This window comes from Microbulbifer maximicatervae (SeqCode) (genome assembly GCF_056231245.1).
Genome location: NZ_CP174334.1, coordinates 1,061,935 through 1,080,236, shown reverse-complemented (window position 1 = coordinate 1,080,236; position 18,302 = coordinate 1,061,935). Strand labels below are relative to the sequence as shown.

Genomic DNA, 18,302 nt, shown 5'->3' with positions numbered 1-18,302 from the left:
GTGGTGACCTGAAACGGCCACCACAATCTTTACGTGTACCTCGGCAGGCAAAAACCGAGGGAATGACTTGTCTTAGTCGACAAACACCCGCGCGTTACGGAACAAGCGCATCCAGCCGGAATCTTCTTTCCACTCATCTGGATGCCAGCTATTGCTGACAGCTCGAGCAACACGCTCAGGATGCGGCATCATAATAGTCACGCGGCCATCCTCAGAACTCAGAGAGGTAATACCATTTACCGAGCCGTTGGGGTTGGCCGGATAAGTTTGGGTAATTTCCCCTTTGTTATTCAGGTAGCGCATCGCGATAGTGCCGGAAGCTTCACACTTCTCGAGCGCCTGCTGGTCAGCAAACTCCACTCGCCCCTCACCATGAGCAACGGCAACCGGCATGTAAGTACCCGCCATACCTTTAAACAACACGGAAGGTGAGTCTTCAATGCCTACCAGTGCGAAGCGCGCTTCATACTGCTCAGAGAGGTTGCGCACAAAGCGCGGCCAGTGATCAGCACCTGGTATCAGCTCTTTGATCACCGAGAACATCTGGCAACCGTTACACACCCCCAAGCCGAAGGTATCGTTGCGATTGAAGAAGCCCTCAAACTGATCGCGGGCACGATCGTTAAAGAGGATGGTTTTAGCCCACCCCTCACCAGCACCCAGTACGTCGCCGTAAGAGAAGCCACCACAGCCCACCAAACCTTTGAACTCATCCAACGCTACACGGCCAGACAGGATGTCACTCATATGTACGTCGACAGCGTTAAAGCCAGCGCGGTGGAAAGAGTGCGCCATTTCCACTTGGCTATTCACGCCCTGCTCTCGCAGTACAGCAACTTTCGGGCGAACACCTTTAGCGATATAAGGTGCGCTGATATCGTCGTTGATATCGAAAGTGAGGTTTACTGTCAGGCCCGGGTCTTCTTTGGCTATTGCAGCGAATTCCTGCTCGGCACACTCGGCGTTATCGCGCAGGGACTGGATACGGTAGCTGGTTTCCGACCAGATCTGCTGCAATTCAGCACGGGAGCGCTTGAAGATTTCAACACCGTTATTAGTGATGCACAGGTGTTCGTTATTGTTCAGGTAACCGATCTTGTGGGTGGGTACACCCACAGCGGCAAAGCGCTGTACCAGCATATCCGCTTCACAGGCGGGAACCTGCAATACCGCACCCAGCTCTTCACTGAACAGCGCCGCAATCGGGTCTTCACCCAATTCGTAGATTTCCACATCCATACCCACGCGGCCGGCAAAGCCCATTTCCGCCAGGGTTGTAAACAGACCGCCGTCAGCGCGGTCGTGGTAGGCCATGATCAGGTCTTCATTCAGAGCCTGCTGTACCACCTCGAAGAAACCTTTCAGCTTCTTGGCATCGTCCAGGTCTGCGGGCTTGTCACCCAGCTCGTTGTAGACCTGCGTCAGACAGGAGCCGCCCAAGCGATTTTTGCCGGCACCCAGATCGATAAACAGTAACTCACTCTCACCTTTATCGGTGCGCAGCTGCGGTGTCACTGTCTTGCGGACATCAGTTACCGGAGTAAAGGCAGAAATTACCAGAGACAGCGGTGCAGTAACCGATTTCTGCTCGCCCTCTTCCTCCCAGGCAGTGCGCATAGACATGGAATCCTTGCCCACCGGGATGGTAATGCCCAATTCAGGACACAACTCCATACCCACCGCTTCTACGGTTCGATAAAGTTTTTCCTCTTCACCCGGATGGCCCGCAGCACACATCCAGTTGGCGGAGAGTTTGATATCGGACAGTTGCTTCACTGGGGTACAGGCGATATTGGTAATTGCCTCACCCACTGCCAGGCGGCCCGAGGCCGGTGCATCCAGCAATGCCACCGGGGTGCGCTCACCCATAGACATGGCTTCGCCGGCGTAGCTGTCATAGGCAACGGTAGTTACCGCGCAATCAGCCACCGGCACCTGCCAGGGACCGACCATCTGATCGCGGGAAACCTGACCGGTTACAGTGCGGTCACCGATAGTGATCAGGAAGCTCTTGCTAGCCACTGTGGGCAGGCGCAGCACCCGCTCAGCCGCTTCATTCAGGTCGATATCTGCTGTGGAAAATGCCTTACTTTCCACCTGGCGAGTTTCTGCTTCACGGTGCATGCGCGGCGGCTTGCCGAACAACACCGACATCGGCAGGTCTACAGGCTTGGATTCAAACTTCTTGTCATTTAACAGCAGGTGCTTGTCTTCGGTAGCTTCACCGACAACGGCGTAAGGCGCGCGCTCACGCTCACAGATTTGCTCGAAGCGCTCCAGGTCTTCCGGCATCACTGCCAATACATAGCGTTCCTGGGATTCGTTACACCAGATTTCCAGCGGGCTCATACCCGGCTCATCACAGGGCACATTGCGCAGTTCAAAATTACCGCCGGTACCGCCATCTTTCACCAACTCGGGGAAAGCATTGGACAAACCGCCCGCACCCACATCGTGGATAAAGGCAATGGGGTTGCTCTCACCCAACTGCCAGCACTGGTCGATCACCTCTTGGCAGCGACGCTCGATTTCCGGGTTTTGGCGCTGTACTGAAGCGAAATCCAGATCTTCAGAGCTGGAGCCGCTGGCCATACTGGAGGCTGCACCACCACCGAGGCCAATCAACATCGCCGGGCCACCCAGCACTACCAGTTTTGCGCCAGGGGAAAACTCGGGCTTGTCTACATGCTCTTCGCGGATATTGCCGTACCCACCAGCCAACATGATCGGCTTGTGATAGCCGCGACGCTCGCCATCGAAATTTTCTTCAAAGGTACGGAAGTAACCGCAGATATTCGGGCGGCCAAACTCATTGTTAAATGCTGCACCACCGATCGGGCCTTCGATCATAATATCCAGAGCGGTAACAATACGCTCAGGCTTGCCATAGTTGGCTTCCCAAGGCTGCTCCCAGCCGGGAATGCGCAAGTTGGAAACCGTAAAACCGGTCAGGCCCACTTTTGGTTTGGAGCCACGGCCAACTGCACCTTCATCACGAATTTCACCACCGGCCCCGGTACCAGCACCGGAGAAAGGAGCAATCGCGGTAGGGTGATTGTGGGTTTCCACTTTCATCAGCAGATGAATGGCTTCAGTGCTGAAACCGTATTCCTTGCTGTCAGGATCCGGGTAGAAACGCCCCGCTTCGCTACCAGTAACGACGGCTGCATTATCCGCATAGGCGGACAACACATTGTCCCCCCCCTTCTGGTAGGTATTCTTGATCATGCCGAATAGGGAGTGCGGCATTTCTTCGCCGTCGATGGTCCAGGAGGCATTGAAGATCTTGTGGCGGCAGTGCTCGGAGTTTGCCTGGGCAAACATCATCAGCTCTACATCTGTGGGATTGCGCTCCAGCTCTTGGAAACTGGTGAGCAGGTAATCAATCTCATCTTCGGCCAAGGCCAAGCCCAAGGTGACATTGGCATCTTCCAGAGCTTCGCGACCGCCCTCGAGAATATCCACACCGCGCAACGGGCGCGGCGCTTCTTCCACAAATAATTGCTCAGCTTGAGCAAAATCGGTGAATACCGCTTCAACCATACGATCGTGTAAGCGGGAGGCCAGCACAAGGCGTTCAGCTTCGGTTAACTCGACACCAGTAACGTAGTAGGCGATGCCACGCTCCAGGCGATGAACTTTGTTCAGGCCAGTGTTATGAGCAATGTCAGTAGCCTTGGAAGCCCAGGGAGAAATTGTGCCCGGACGCGGCACTACCAGGATCAACTCGCCTTTCGGCTCGTGCTTTTCCTCGGTTGGGCCGTATTGGAGCAGTCGCTCCAGCAGGGCCATCTCCTGGTTATCCAGTGAGTCGCTGTCTGCAAAGTGAACGAACTCAGCGTAGAGATCGTCGATGGTCGGTTGCAGCGCGCGCAGTTGATTGAGCAGGTTTTTATGGCGGAATTTCGACAGTGCAGGAGCACCACGCAGAACTAACATTGCGGGAGATAGCCTCTTGTCTAAATGAGAAAGATTGCGCGAATGGGATTTCGCACAAGGCCCCGGAAATTTGAGAGGCGCAATTGTACCTGAAGCATCGCTACTCCAACACACCCGCCCGACACTTGGGTACACATGAACTAATTAGTAACCTGAATGTTCAAAAGACCAGCAAGCTTGGCTGTAAATAAACCAACTTTGTATCAAAGTCAGGCTCGCCTACCTAAGTCTGTAATGCTTTGCAAGCGCGCAGATCACAGTGTTCAAAAGACAAACTGGGCAGATTGTCGTCAAATAATGTAAAATTGGCGGACTGCGTCAAATTTTGCCCTCGTACTTGAGAGCGAAATCGACATACAGGGCCTTAGGCACAACAGCAAATAAACCAACGGACTAGCTAGAGAGGACAGCCTATGATGATGAAAAGCCGTATGCTGCGCTACGTCCGCCGTGTGTGCAAAGGGATCGCCTTGTCCTGCTGCGCCTCCCTGCTGGTTGCCAGTAAAGCACCGAATACACTCGAGCGTGTCAAAGCCACCGGTGAATTGGTTGTCCTGTCACAAAACGGCCCCACCACTTATTACGAAGACGCCTCCGGCAACCCGACGGGCTTTGAATACGGCATGCTGCGTGCATTTGCTGAGGAGCTGGGGGTGAAATTGGTAATTCGCGACGTGCACGATCTGGACGAAATGTTCGATCAGCTGCGCGACCCGGAGGGTGGTGCGCACTTCGCGGCTGCCGGCCTCACGGTAACTCCAGAGCGTCGCGAACAAGTCCGCTTTACCCCATCCTATTTTGAGATTCGCCAACAGGTTATCTACCGAGTTGGCGAACAGCGGCCGCGTAAAACTAGCGATCTCGAAGGAAAAAAGGTCGCCGTCATTGCCGGTAGTGCTCACGCAGAAGAAATGAAGAAACTCTCCACCCGCTATACCGAGTTGGATTGGGAGGAAGTCTCCGACGTGGACGCCATGGAATTGGTGGAGATGGTGCAGGAAGGAAAATACAATTATGCAATTGTGGATTCCAACGCTTACGCAGTTCACCGCGGCCTTTACCCAAACACTGCAGTTGCGTTCAACCTCACCCAATTCCAAGCGGTTTCCTGGGCCTTCCCACAAAGTGATGACGACAGCCTATATCGCAGTGCACGCCGCTTTATGTTGCGCGCCAATACCAATGGCATGATTGCCCAGTTGCGGGAAGAATTTTTCGGCCACGTCAGCGACCTAAATGTGGGCGGCGCCAAAGCCTTTGCCAAGCGCAGCCGCGAGCGCCTGCCCCAGTGGCGCGGCACCATGCAAAAGGTTGCCGACCAATATGACCTCGACTGGCACTTACTCGCGGCCCTCAGCTACCAGGAATCCTATTGGAATCCGCGTGCCCGCTCTCGCACCGGTGTACGCGGCCTGATGATGCTGACTCTGAACACCGCAAAAGATCTCGGTGTAAACCGCCTAAACCCCGAAGAGAGCATTGAGGGTGGTGCCCGCTATATCGTACAAATCCGCAACAAACTGCCGGATCGCATTCGCGAGCCCGACAGAACCTGGATGGCACTGGCTGCCTACAACGTAGGCTATGGCCACCTTGAGGATGCCCGGGTACTGACAGAACGAATGGGCGGCAATCCAGATCTTTGGCCCGATGTGCGCGAACACCTGCCCCTTCTGGCCAAGCGTCAGTATTACAAGACCACCAAACACGGCTATGCCCGAGGCTGGGAACCGGTGACTTATGTACAGAATATCCGCCACTATCAAGCCCTTCTGAGCTGGAGTAGCCGCATTGAGGAACAACGACTGGCCGCAGCCAATGATGAAAACGGCGGGATCCTTGCTGAGAACAGCGCAGTGAATTCCGAAGCCAGCGCCGCCCCCGCTCTCTAATCCCCCTCTAGGCCAGCTTAGCCTGGCCGAAGAAAGCCCCAAATATCTCCACCTTAATCTATATTCATCTGGTCCCGGTTGGAGTGCCTGAGCGATGGATAATCCAGATACGGTAAGAGAGATCGAGCAGTTTATTGACTACCTCGTGCAGGCCGGGGTGTACTGCAGAGAAGACGAACTGGAAAGTGTCTACCACCGGGAAATGGAGGTCTTCATACTAGATCCTTCGGACCGGGTCACGGTGGCAGACAAAACGGCCTTCATCAATATGTTTAAAGCCAAGCGTGACGCGGGTGAACTACCTCTCAACGACTGGAAAAAAATTCACCGCATAGTGGCAAATGAAAACAGTGCTTTAGTAATCTTCTCGCGAAAAAACAATTTGGCTGGCCAGGAGCAACTGTTAAAACTGGCGATAGATTTGGTGTATGAAAATGGGCGCTGGCAGGTCACGAGGGAAGTTATATTCCTAGAGCCAGCACTTCCTGGTTCAAGCTAGAAATACTCCTTACTCTCAATTGCTTTTAATCTGCTTCCCGAAAATCTGCCAGATTCATCGAAAGAGCTCTAGGTAAAAACTGCAAATCCTCAGGTTCATCAATATCCGCAAGCACATCCAATTGCTGACAGCGCATATCACATTCCAGTAATCGCTCCAGGGTTTGCTGGGCAACGACTTCAGTACTCCAACATATATCTTCAAACAAGCGAGAATGCAGGTACTTCAAGCCCAACAGGGTGTAGCCACCATCATTTGCGGGATACATAACAGAGTCCGTGTGCACTAGCGCCACAGCTGCGGCTCGGATTCTTTCTGCATTTAATGCCGGACAATCTGTCCCCAATAAAAAGAGCCCCTGGCCAGCGGCATAAGAACTTTTCGCTGCCCGCCACAAGCGCTGACCGAGATCACCTTCTGACTGGCTGTATAGCTTTACCCCCTGAGGCAACTTGAACTCCTGCCAAAAAGGGTGCCTGGAGTTAGGCGCAACATGCAGCTCGACAGGGCCCAGATTCGCCTTAACCGCTTCTGCCAATGTATCCTGCAATAACTGTAATGCGAGAGCGGCTGCGCCCTTCTCTCCCAAAGTAGGAATTAGCCGAGTTTTTGCATACCCTGGCAACGGAGCCTTAGCCATCACTACAAGACGCATGGGCGGCAATAGAAAACTACTCATAGCGTTTTGCCAAACTCTCTGCTGATACGCCCCGCCAGTAATCAAAACGCAATCGCCACATCAATAAAATGGTTCTCAATACGCCGTACTTTTCCCAGCGACGCCCTGAGGTTTCTACTTTTTCACGAGAACAATAGGGCCAGTAATAACTGCGCAAACGGCGACTCAGCTCAATATCTTCCATCAACGGCTGCGCAGGGAATCCACCGATAGTTTCGAACAAACCACGGCGCACAAAAATGGCCTGATCCCCTGTAGCAATACCACTAAAACGAGAGCGTAAATTAACTAAAGTCGCAATCAAGGGAAACCAAAAACTGTGTCCGACAATTTGAATATTAAAACGCCCCCAGTGGGCATTCTCCTTTTCGAGGTTTGTGATGGACTTGAGGGCATCTGCGGGTAGACGGCTATCGGCATGCAAAAACACTAACCACTGACCTTTAGCCATTAACGCACCGGCATTCATCTGAACCGCCCTACCCCGAGTGGCGTGGACCAGCTGCAAACCAGACTGCTCTAGGGTCTCAACACTACCATCGGTACTGCCGCCGTCTACGACAATAACCTCACAATCTTCCTGCACGCTCAATTGCTGCAAGTGCTCCAGTAAAGAGGCTATGTGTTCCTTTTCATTTAATAGAGGAACTATCACACTGAATTGCATTAGTTGCGCCTCCAGCGGTTAAAAACCTCTAAGAAACGTAAAATAGCTGCTGGTGCGTGAGCACGTTTCCAATTGCCCGCGACAAATTTATTGGCTTCACTCATGGTCGGATAGATATGGATGGTTGAGAGAATTTTATTCAACCCCAACCCATGCTTCATCGCTAAAATAAACTCCGCAATTAGTTCTGCAGCATTTTCCCCAACAATAGAAACACCTAGTATTTTATCTTTTCCCGGCACCGTAAGGACTTTGACAAATCCTCGCCGCGCACCATCGACTATAGCTCGGTCCAAATGCTCGATATCATAGCGGGTTATCTCGTAATTCACTCCCTGCTCACTAGCAGTTTTTTCAGAAAGGCCTACAGTCGCCACTTCCGGATCGACAAATACAGCACTAGGAACCAGAGAGTAGTCTACGGCAAATTTTTTAATGTCACCGAAAAGGGCATTTACCGCTGCATACCAAGCTTGGTGTGAGGCCATATGGGTAAATTGGTATGGCCCTGCCACATCCCCAGCTGCAAGGATATGTGGATAGCGAGTTCGCAGGTAGCCATCAAGTTTCAACCTGCCATTATCCAGCAAGTCCAGGTTCTCGAGACCTTCGTCGGTTACTTTCGCCTTTCTGCCGAGAGCTAGTATCACCTCATCAAACTCGAGCTTAACCCTATCGCCCTTATTTTCTACAATGAGTATGCCTCCTTCTCGATCAGGAACACCTTCAAACTCAACAGCTTCGTGGTCTGTCAAAATTTTAACGCCATCCAGAGTAAGCGCCTCAGCGACGGCCGCAGATACGTCAGCATCCAACTCCAATAATATAGTGTCGGACCTCTCCACCAGAACCACTTCCGAACCCAACCTGGCCATGGCTTGTGCCAGCTCACAACCAATAGCTCCCCCACCCAGTAATACCAGCCTGTGGGGAGGGGTTTTTAACTGAGAAAACCGCTCCCATAAAGTATCACTGGTGAGGTAATTCACTTGATCGAGCCCAGGAAAAGGCGGAACACTCGGCTCGGCGCCAGTGGCTAGTACAATAGCCCTTGCCGTCAGGATTTTCTCCCCTCCACTATTTAATTGGGTTTTAACTGTCCAGGGATCGATAAGCTCTGCAGTTCCCTTGAGCACTTCAACCCCCAGCTCGTTATAGCGCTCCACACTATCATTGGGTTCAATAGTTTTAATCGACTCCTTGATATGTTGCATAACCCGGGGAAAATTAATTGTTGGCTCATGGAGTACAACCCCAAACTCACCCGCACATCTTGCCCTATGGGCCTGTCGCGCACACATAATCAATGCTTTACTGGGTACACAGCCGGTATTGAGACAATCTCCCCCCATTTTACCTGCTTCGATCAAAGTGACTCTTGCTTTTATCGCCGCAGAGATGTAAGCCGTAACCAGGCCCGCCGCACCACCACCAACGACAATTAAGTTACGATCAAACTTCTTAGGTTTCTGCATAATTAGATCATCCAGCCTGACGCCTGCGCTTAAGCCAGTTGAGCGCATATTTTGCAATTAAGGGAAACACACCCAATAGAACAAAAGACAATAACAGTGGCAAAGATAAAATATCCTTGAGATTTTCCACTCTCATCAACTGGGTGCCGGCATTTACGTAAACTATCGTACCCGCCAGCATTCCGAGCTGACTAACCCAGTAGAAAGTCCAGGCTTTAATATGGGTGAGCCCCATCAGGATATTAATTAGGAAAAAAGGGAAAGCCGGCACCAATCGCAGCGCAAAAAGGTAAAATGCCCCCTCCCGCTCAATTCCCTTATTGACGACTTGAAGCCGCTCGGAGAAACGCCCCTGAATATAGTCCCGGAATAAATATCGAGCCATTAAAAAGGCCAGGGTGGCACCGATACTGGAAGCAAAAGAAACGATTACAGTACCCCAGAAAAGACCGAACAATGCGCCGGCTGCAATAGTTAGAATTGCCGCCCCGGGAAGTGATAAGCCAGTCACCAAAATATAGAAGACCAGAAACAAAAACTCGACTAAAAGCGGTGACGACATCTGCCAGCGCTTAAAGTCCTCCGCTCCATCCTTTAACTTTTCCAGGCTCAACCAATGGTGTAGATCAAGCAAGTAGAAAGCCACCACCAATACGACAATAGCGGCTACCAGCAGGATTTTTTTACTCATCGTTTTCAGGTTCCATCTGCGTTAACAGAAAGTTAGAGAGCCCCACCACAACTACTTCCCTGCCCGGCTGTACAACCGTAACAGTGATCTGCAACGCAAATTGCCGCCCCCTTTAGATCTATCTCGATTAAATCTCGCAAATGTAATCGGCCGGGAATAGGCATGTTGAGCTGTTGGTTAAAATCGCAATCAAATAGGTTTCCCTGCCAATCGACACTAACCAAGCTGCGACACATAACATCAGCGAGATTATCCGCACTGTAACTGTCTTTAAGTAGCGCCATATAATCGTGAAACTGCCCCTTGGAAACCAACATGGAACCAAAACGCTTGATTGGCATATTGGCGAGAGCGAACAAATGATTAAATTTAATGGAAAAGTGGTTCGCCAACTCTCTTCGGTAGTCCGCCTCCAAAGCACTTTGCTCCGGGGGTAAAAAGGGTCCTTGGGGGTTATAGACCAAGTTGAGCTCTAAGCCACTGCCGGGCTTGCCATAGCCCAATGCATTTAATTTTTGTAGCGCCGCAATGCTCTTATCGAATACTCCTTTACCTCGTTGCTTATCGACATTATCGATTGAGTAACACGGCAGGGAGGCAACGACCTCAACCTGGTTTTCAGCGAGGAATTCAGCGGTATCTTCCTGGCCCGGCTCAAAAAGAACTGTCAGGTTACAGCGATCAATTACATGTACTCCGCGCTCTCGCGCCCCTCTTACAAGGGATCGAAAACCCCAGTGCAATTCCGGGGCCCCACCAGTCACATCCAGCACACGGGGTTTACGGACCGTAAGAACTTCCAATAACAGCGCCAAATTGTCGTCCGACATCATCTCGGTTCGATTAGGCCCAGCATTGACGTGGCAGTGTAAACAGCGCTGATTACAACGGTAGCCAATGTTGACCTGCAAGGTCTCAATGGCCCCTCGGTGCAGAGAGGGGAAGTCCGATAGCTCCAGCAGAGGTAAGGTCTCACGCATCGATATCACTGCTCCATTTCTTCAAGCTCCGGTTCTGTCGGAGCGAGCAGTGGTTTTATTACAGCTTGTGTTTCCTCAGGCATAGCTTCGAGGGGAGTCACCAGACCGCTCAACAGTGCTGTATGAGCGGAGGACTCCGGTTGCTCAGCCCCTAAAATACGTATGGTTTCCATCGCAATTTGCTGCGCGCGCGTGGCATTTTGCTGAAGATTCGCAATCGCTACCTCTGCGGTTACCGCCTCCTCACGAGGGTGCCAACAATCATAGTCAGTAGCCATAGCCAGCGTGGCGTAGGCAATTTGTGCCTCCCGGGCCAACTTGGCCTCAGGCATATTGGTCATGCCGATAACCGACGCCCCCATACTGCGATACCAGTGGGACTCGGCACGGGTGGAAAACTGTGGGCCCTCGATACAGATATAACTGCCGCCTCGGTGTAACTCAATTGGCTGCCCTGCCTGGGTCTGCGTGAAAGCACGCGCCAAACTATCAGCGACAGCAGAGCATACTGGATCGGCCATGGACACATGGGCAACCGCGCCATCTCCAAAAAAGGTACTCTGCCGCCGGCGAGTCATATCAATGAACTGATCGGGGATTAACATATCCAGCGGCCGTACCTCTTCCTGTAGGGAGCCCACAGCCGAGAGAGACAGGATGTAGCGCACGCCGAGCTGGCGCAGGGCATGGATATTTGCCCGATAAGGCACTTGGGAGGGGATCAGGTGATGATTGCGACCATGACGGGCCAGGAAAGCTACTGATACACCTGCGAGCTTACCGCAGACAATGGCGTCCGAAGTCCTGCCAAAGGGAGTGTCGATATGGACCTCCTCCACCTCAGTCAGCCCCGGCATATCGTAAAGGCCACTTCCTCCAATCACCCCAATCAATGCCCTGGTCATATTCGCTCCTAAACAATTGGTTTTCGGCAGTATAGGAGTGGGGGCAAGTCGTGTATATCACCAGCTACGAGAAAGGAAAATTAGAAAAGCATTGGCATCTATATTACCTATACCCCTGGCCGCTAAAATTTGACAGGTAAGCTAGAGTTACTCTTCAGAATTTAGATCAATAGGGCGCCACGATTTACAGCTTACGATAATAAATTTTTATCCGCCACATTAAGAGCTGACAGTTAATAATCATCGACACCGAAAGGCAATATTCTCCTAGTAAAACCCAGCAAATTCTTTTCTTAATTGATAGATATGAAATTGAATTTTAAAGAGGCCACTACAGCTCAGCCCGACACCATGTAGCAACATAAAAAAGGGAGCAAAAAACTCCCTTATTTTTATTCCAATAAAAATAACCGCATCGCACCCTAGCTCTTTTGGCTACATCAAAGGCCCGGCAAAAGATCTCGGCAGAGTCTGACGATTGCCATCATAGAGATATGAAAGCATATCAAGATCCCCAGCACTGGGATTCCAGGTAGAACTATTCACCTGATTGGCCGATATTTTACAGCCTCCCTCACGAGTGTTTTTTACAATCCCCAGTGCCCTTGCCTGGTCGTCATACATCATGATGGAGTTTCCATCAAAAGCAGAATTGTGTGTTAAAAACCTGGTGAGGGTTTGCACCCGAGTTTGCTGCTGCAGGGAGTCAAGTGTGTTCTTCACTGACAGAGGGGCGTCGGCACGCATGTGTTCGTGGGCCAAACCCAGTGTATGACCGATTTCATGGGGAAGGGAGGCAATCGCTGCTCTATTAGTTTTCCAATCTACACCACAATATTGATCGGTTTTATTGGTAAACCCTACCGTCGCACTACTGCGGTCGTCCTTAATTGTAACCACTCCACGGCCTGCCGCTCCAACCTGCAGGAACTTAATCGCTGCAAATCTGAACTTTCGATAAATGCAAATTTCCCAATGAGACATAGCCTTTTTTACCGAATTAACATAACCGGAATCTAAATTGGAGGGCACATAATATTTCACCACACCATTCGGCCAAACCCCACCTACCTCTTCATTCCTATCCAAAGAAAATCCACCAAAGTCTATCTTATAGGATATTTTTCGAATATTTTTATCTATAGCTAGCCCCATGCTGACGCACCTCCTGAAAAGTTATTTTCGCTGCCATAACGAGAACCAACACTGCCGCACCAAATTCGGCAAGTCAAAATTCACCCGACAGAAATAGAAAACAAAAAGAGGGAAGAGATCACAAAAAACCTTTCCCAAACACCAAAACCAAAATCGATTCCTGTAATAAAAAATATTCAAATATTTTCAGCAAGCAACCAAAAGAACTAGGAACCACAAGAAAAGCCTTACAAAACGCAGACTTACGTGACCTATAGATAGAAGTACAAAAATGAAGAGAGAATGAAAATCAACTTTCAGCGATAAAAAGAAAACTTAACAACAGATAAAACTGTAAACACCATGAAAATGTAAAGATAGGTAAAACTATTTACTGGGGGAGCCCAGCGCAACTCTGCCTAATCTGACCCGACTTTATACAGCCATAAAAAAAGCCACCCAATGGGTGGCTTTTTTGAAAACTAAAAGTTGGCAATTACTTACCAGCCAGTAATTTCCTTCAGAGCGTCGCCGATCTGAGCCAGGGAGCGCACGGTTTTAACACCAGCGTCTTCCAGAGCAGCAAATTTCTCATCGGCGGTGCCTTTACCACCAGAGATGATCGCGCCCGCGTGACCCATACGCTTGCCGGGAGGAGCAGTTACACCAGCGATGTAGGAAACTACAGGCTTGGTAACATTTTCCTTGATGTAAGCAGCTGCTTCTTCTTCAGCAGTGCCACCGATCTCACCGATCATAACGATTGCTTCGGTCTGCGGATCGTTCTGGAACATTTCCAGGATATCGATGAAGTTGGAACCCGGGATGGGGTCACCACCGATGCCCACACAGGTGGACTGGCCAAAGCCGTAGTCGGTGGTTTGCTTAACCGCTTCATAGGTCAGGGTACCGGAACGGGAAACGATGCCCACTTTACCCGGCTTGTGGATGTGACCTGGCATAATACCGATCTTGCACTCACCCGGAGTGATAACACCCGGGCAGTTCGGGCCGATCAGGCGCACGCCCAGCTCGTCGCACTTCACTTTAGCGTCGAGCATATCCAGAGTCGGAATACCTTCGGTGATACAAACAATCAGCTTGATACCAGCGTTGGCCGCTTCCAGGATGGAATCCTTACAGAAAGGCGCAGGTACGTAGATTACGGAAGCTTCAGCGCCGGTCTTCTCTACCGCTTCTTTAACGGTGTCGAATACTGGCAGGCCCAGGTGAGTCTGGCCGCCTTTACCCGGAGTTACACCACCAACCATCTTGGTGCCGTAAGCAATCGCTTGCTCGGAGTGGAAAGTACCCTGGGAGCCGGTGAAGCCCTGGCAGATTACTTTAGTGTCTTTGTTAATCAATACTGACATGATTATTTACCCTCCGCAGCTTTAACCACTTGCTGAGCCGCATCGGTCAGACTGGTAGCCGCGATAATGTTCAGGCCACTGTCGCTCAGAACCTTGGCGCCCAGATCTGCGTTGTTACCTTCCAGGCGAACAACAACCGGTACTTTAACGCCAACTTCTTTTACTGCGCCCACAACGCCTTCGGCGATCATGTCACAGCGAACGATACCACCGAAGATGTTGATCAGTACGGCTTTTACGTTCTCGTCAGACAGGATGATCTTGAACGCTTCAACAACGCGCTCTTTGGTCGCGCCGCCGCCAACGTCCAGGAAGTTAGCTGGCTTGCCGCCGTGCAGGTTTACGATGTCCATGGTACCCATGGCCAGACCAGCACCGTTTACCATGCAGCCGATGTTGCCATCGAGAGCTACGTAGTTCAGGTCGAACTTGGCAGCGTGCGCTTCACGGGAATCTTCCTGGGAAGGATCGTGCATTTCGCGCAGGTCAGCGTGGCGGTATAGCGCGTTGCTGTCGATTACCACTTTGGCGTCCAAGCAGTGCAGGTTGCCTTCGGTGGTGATTACCAGCGGGTTGATTTCCAGCAGGGCCAGATCTTTTTCCTGGAACATTTTTGCCAGGCCGAGGAAGATCTTGGTGAACTGCTTAACCTGAGTCGGGTTCAGGCCCAGTTTGAAAGCCAGCTCGCGCGCTTGGTAAGGCTGAGCGCCTACCAGCGGATCGATAGTGGCTTTCAGGATTTTTTCTGGAGTCTCTTCCGCTACTTTCTCGATCTCAACGCCGCCTTCGGTGGAAGCCATGAAAACGATACGACGGGTGGAGCGGTCAACAACGGCGCCAAGGTACAGTTCTTGGTCGATGTCAGTGCAGCTTTCAACCAGGATACGGGAAACCGGCTGGCCATTTTCGTCTGTTTGATAAGTTACCAGACGCTCGCCCAGCCACTTCTTGGCAAACTCTTCAATCTCTGCCTTGGAATCTACCAGCTTTACACCGCCAGCCTTACCGCGGCCACCAGCGTGTACCTGGGCCTTTACTACCCACTTATCACCGCCAATTTCGTCAGCCGCTGCTGCTGCCGCTGCCGGGGTTTCCGCTGCAATGCCTTTGGAAACCGGCAATCCGTATTCCGCAAACAGTTGTTTGCCCTGATACTCATGCAAGTTCATAGTCAATACCAATTCACATATAAAATGTGTTTACTAATTGCAGATCACTCTGCACCTGAAAGAGAAATTTAAAATTTCCGTCGTTGCAAATTTCAAATTCCACAAATGAAACCGGGGCGCTAATTAATCAATAATTAGTGCCCCGAAATCGAAAAATATTCTTACTTGCGCTTCTTGCGATTTACGGTGTGAATCGCATGGCCGTTCACTCCCAGCGCCGCTTCTTTCACAGTTTCGGAAAGAGTCGGGTGCGCAAATACCGTCATACCGATGTCTTCAGCACTGGAGCCGAATTCCATCGCGATCGCCACTTGCTGAACCAGGTCTGCGGCAGACGGGCCAACAATATGGGCACCCAGTACGCGGTCAGTTTCCGCGTGAGCAATGATTTTCACAAAGCCCTGGGTATCGTTGGCGGCCATAGCGCGGCCGTTGATAGCAAACGGGAAGCTGCCTACGTTGTAGGGCTCGCCATCGGCCTTCACCTGCTCTTCGGTGCGACCAACCGCAGCGATTTCCGGGTGAGTGTAAATAACGTTGGGGATCACGTCGTAGTTCATCATCGGCTTCTGGCCAGCGATGCGCTCGGCAACCACAACACCTTCTTCTGAGGCCTTGTGTGCCAGCATTGGGCCGCGCACCACGTCACCAATCGCCCATACGCCCGGTGCAGAAGTCATGCACAGGTCATTGACATAGATGAATCCACGCTCGTCCATCTTCACACCGGCATCTTCAGACAGAAGGCCTTCGGTGTAAGGACGACGACCAACGCAAACGATCAGCTTGTCGAAAGTTTCCTGGTGCTCTTTACCATCTTTGTCCTGGTAAGTAACAACCACTTCATCGCCTTTCACTTCGGAGCCGGTTACGCGGCAAGCGAGGCGGATATCCAGGCCCTGCTTCTTGAAGATCTTCTGGGACTCTTTGGCAACCTGTTGGTCCATGATCGCCAGGAATTTATCCATCGCTTCCAGAACAACCACTTCAGAGCCCAGGCGGTTCCATACAGAGCCCAGCTCCAGACCGATAACACCGGCACCGATAACACCCAAACGCTTTGGAGTTTCAGTGAATTCCAGAGCACCAGTGGAATCGACAATAATTTTGTTATCTACCGGAGCGGGCGGAATATTTACCGGTACAGAACCGGAAGCCAGAATGACGTTTTCAGCTTCGTAGACGGTGCTGTTGCCTTCGTCGTCGGTTACTTCCACTTTCTTGTTCGCCAGCAGTTTGCCGGTGCCGAAAATGGAGGTTACTTTATTGGCTGTGAACAGACCTGCTACACCACCGGTCAGCTTCTTAACGATCTCGCCTTTGCGCTCGATCATCTTGCTCACATCCATCTTGACCTTGCCGACTTCAATGCCGTGCACGTCGAGAGCATCTTTGGCTTCGTGGTATTTCCAGGAGCTGTCCAGCAGTGCCTTGGAAGGAATACAGCCAACGTTCAGGCAGGTACCGCCATTTACGTATTTACCTTCCTTGTTTTTCCACTTTTCGATACAAGCCGTTTTCAAGCCCAACTGAGCGGCACGGATGGCAGCGACATAACCACCAGGACCGGAGCCAATTACGATTACGTCAAATTTTTCGGACATGATCAGTTCCAGATATTTCTAATGCAGTGTGATCGAGGGGGCCCGCAGGCCCCAAGATTTATTGTTTAAACTTCGAGCAAGATACGCGCTGGATCTTCGATCATTTCCTTGATCGCTACCAGGAAGCCAACCGCTTCCTTACCATCGATCAGACGGTGGTCATAGGACAGCGCCAGGTACATCATCGGCAGGATTTCCACCTTGCCATTTACCGCCATCGGGCGCTCCTGGATTTTGTGCATACCCAGAATTGCAGTTTGCGGTGGGTTCAAAATCGGAGTGGACAGCAGGGAACCGAAGACACCACCGTTGGTGATGGTGAAGGTACCGCCAGTCATCTCTTCGATAGACAGTTTGCCATCGCGGGCGCGAACACCCAGATCGCGGATATTGTTTTCCATATCCGCCAGGCCCATGTTCTCCGCATTGCGCAGAATCGGCACAACCAGGCCTTTCGGAGAGGAAACCGCTACACCGATATCCTGGTAACCGTGGTAAACGATATCGTTGCCGTCGATAGACGCGTTCACTGCGGTGTAGCGCTTCAGCGCTTCTACTGCAGCTTTTACGAAGAAGCCCATAAAGCCCAGGCGAGTGCCGTTGTGGGTCTTCTCAAACAGGTCTTTGTAGTTCTTGCGCAGGTCCATAATCGGCTTCATGTTCACCTCGTTAAAGGTGGTGAGCATGGCGGTGGACTGGGAAGCGTCCAGCAGGCGCTCAGCGATACGCTTGCGCATACGGGTCATGGGAACACGCTTCTCTACGCGCTCACCCGGAGCAACCGCAACTTCAGCAACAGCGGCGGCAGGTGCAGCAGCGGCAGCCGGCGCAGTGCCCGCTTTCATTACGTCTTCCTTGAGAACGCGACCACCCTTGCCAGTGCCTTCAACACCCGCCAGGTCTACGCCCTTCTCAGCAGCCATTTTCTTGGCAGATGGCATGGCAATTTTGTCGCCAGCCGCAGGAGCTGCGGCTTCGGCAGCCGGAGCTTCTGCTTTTTCTTCCGCCGGGGCAGCAGCTGCGCCAGCGCCCGCTTCAAACTTGGCAATCACCTCATTGGAGAGAACGGTATCGCCCTCACCCTTGATGATTTCAGTCAGGGCACCATCGGCAGGTGCAACAACTTCCAGCACAACTTTATCGGTTTCGATATCCACGATCAGTTCATCGCGGGACACAGCTTCACCGGGTTGTTTATGCCAGGTGGCGACAGTTCCGTCCTGAACTGATTCAGGGAAAGTTGGCGCTTTAATCTCGATCGTCATTTTTTCTGTTTCCTGAGATTGACTCTTCAC

At 51.6% G+C, this 18,302-nt stretch carries 14 protein-coding genes; 2 read left to right on the top strand and 12 right to left on the bottom strand.

The features are described 5' to 3' along the window. Nucleotides 1-72: 72 nt before the first annotated feature. Nucleotides 73-3,939: a phosphoribosylformylglycinamidine synthase gene (gene purL / locus ACJJIS_RS04675; RefSeq protein WP_475709587.1), complete on the bottom strand. Its 3,867-nt coding sequence runs from the start codon at nucleotides 3,937-3,939 to the stop codon at nucleotides 73-75. Nucleotides 3,940-4,352: 413 nt separating this feature from the next. On the opposite strand from purL, the gene mltF reads away from it, so the two are divergent. Further along, nucleotides 4,353-5,831, top strand: a complete 1,479-nt coding sequence (gene mltF, locus ACJJIS_RS04670; RefSeq protein WP_475709586.1) for a membrane-bound lytic murein transglycosylase MltF — start codon at nucleotides 4,353-4,355, stop codon at nucleotides 5,829-5,831. A 94-nt stretch (nucleotides 5,832-5,925) separates the two neighbouring features. Further along, nucleotides 5,926-6,330, top strand: a complete 405-nt coding sequence (locus ACJJIS_RS04665; protein WP_444907534.1) for a hypothetical protein — start codon at nucleotides 5,926-5,928, stop codon at nucleotides 6,328-6,330. Nucleotides 6,331-6,355: 25 nt separating this feature from the next. Here ACJJIS_RS04665 and ACJJIS_RS04660 read toward each other — a convergent pair whose 3' ends face one another. The 11 genes from ACJJIS_RS04660 to odhB form a co-directional block, all read right to left on the bottom strand. After that, entirely contained in the window at nucleotides 6,356-7,009 is a 654-nt protein-coding gene (locus ACJJIS_RS04660) for a TIGR04282 family arsenosugar biosynthesis glycosyltransferase (protein ID WP_475709585.1), read from the bottom strand. Continuing rightward, on the bottom strand, nucleotides 7,002-7,676 hold the full coding sequence (locus ACJJIS_RS04655; RefSeq protein WP_444907532.1) for a TIGR04283 family arsenosugar biosynthesis glycosyltransferase: 675 nt from the start codon (nucleotides 7,674-7,676) through the stop codon (nucleotides 7,002-7,004). Before ACJJIS_RS04655 ends, ACJJIS_RS04660 begins: the two co-directional genes overlap by 8 nt. Next, on the bottom strand, nucleotides 7,676-9,151 hold the full coding sequence (locus tag ACJJIS_RS04650; protein ID WP_475709584.1) for a dihydrolipoyl dehydrogenase family protein: 1,476 nt from the start codon (nucleotides 9,149-9,151) through the stop codon (nucleotides 7,676-7,678). The genes ACJJIS_RS04655 and ACJJIS_RS04650 overlap by 1 nt, the downstream gene beginning before the upstream one ends. A gap of 7 nt (nucleotides 9,152-9,158) precedes the next feature. After that, entirely contained in the window at nucleotides 9,159-9,842 is a 684-nt protein-coding gene (locus tag ACJJIS_RS04645) for a TVP38/TMEM64 family protein (RefSeq protein ID WP_444933941.1), read from the bottom strand. Nucleotides 9,843-9,874: 32 nt separating this feature from the next. Further along, complete coding sequence (gene arsS, locus ACJJIS_RS04640) at nucleotides 9,875-10,822, bottom strand: arsenosugar biosynthesis radical SAM (seleno)protein ArsS (RefSeq protein WP_444933942.1); 948 nt, start codon at nucleotides 10,820-10,822, stop codon at nucleotides 9,875-9,877. A 5-nt stretch (nucleotides 10,823-10,827) separates the two neighbouring features. After that, on the bottom strand, nucleotides 10,828-11,727 hold the full coding sequence (gene mtnP / locus ACJJIS_RS04635) for an S-methyl-5'-thioadenosine phosphorylase (protein ID WP_444933943.1): 900 nt from the start codon (nucleotides 11,725-11,727) through the stop codon (nucleotides 10,828-10,830). 435 nt (nucleotides 11,728-12,162) lie between these two features. Continuing rightward, entirely contained in the window at nucleotides 12,163-12,882 is a 720-nt protein-coding gene (locus ACJJIS_RS04630; RefSeq protein WP_444917962.1) for a M12 family metallopeptidase, read from the bottom strand. Between the two features lie 479 nt (nucleotides 12,883-13,361). Next, the gene (sucD, locus tag ACJJIS_RS04625; RefSeq protein WP_108734154.1) at nucleotides 13,362-14,234 is read right to left on the bottom strand and encodes a succinate--CoA ligase subunit alpha; all 873 of its coding nucleotides are present in this window, start codon (nucleotides 14,232-14,234) and stop codon (nucleotides 13,362-13,364) included. 2 nt (nucleotides 14,235-14,236) lie between these two features. After that, nucleotides 14,237-15,403 carry an ADP-forming succinate--CoA ligase subunit beta gene (sucC, locus tag ACJJIS_RS04620; protein ID WP_282933818.1) on the bottom strand — a complete coding sequence of 389 codons (1,167 nt, stop codon included), beginning with the start codon at nucleotides 15,401-15,403 and terminating at the stop codon, nucleotides 14,237-14,239. A gap of 161 nt (nucleotides 15,404-15,564) precedes the next feature. Further along, nucleotides 15,565-17,007, bottom strand: coding sequence for a dihydrolipoyl dehydrogenase (gene lpdA / locus ACJJIS_RS04615; RefSeq protein WP_445362283.1), 1,443 nt, complete (start codon nucleotides 17,005-17,007; stop codon nucleotides 15,565-15,567). A gap of 65 nt (nucleotides 17,008-17,072) precedes the next feature. After that, the gene (gene odhB / locus ACJJIS_RS04610) at nucleotides 17,073-18,272 is read right to left on the bottom strand and encodes a 2-oxoglutarate dehydrogenase complex dihydrolipoyllysine-residue succinyltransferase (protein ID WP_282933820.1); all 1,200 of its coding nucleotides are present in this window, start codon (nucleotides 18,270-18,272) and stop codon (nucleotides 17,073-17,075) included. Nucleotides 18,273-18,302: the final 30 nt, after the last annotated feature.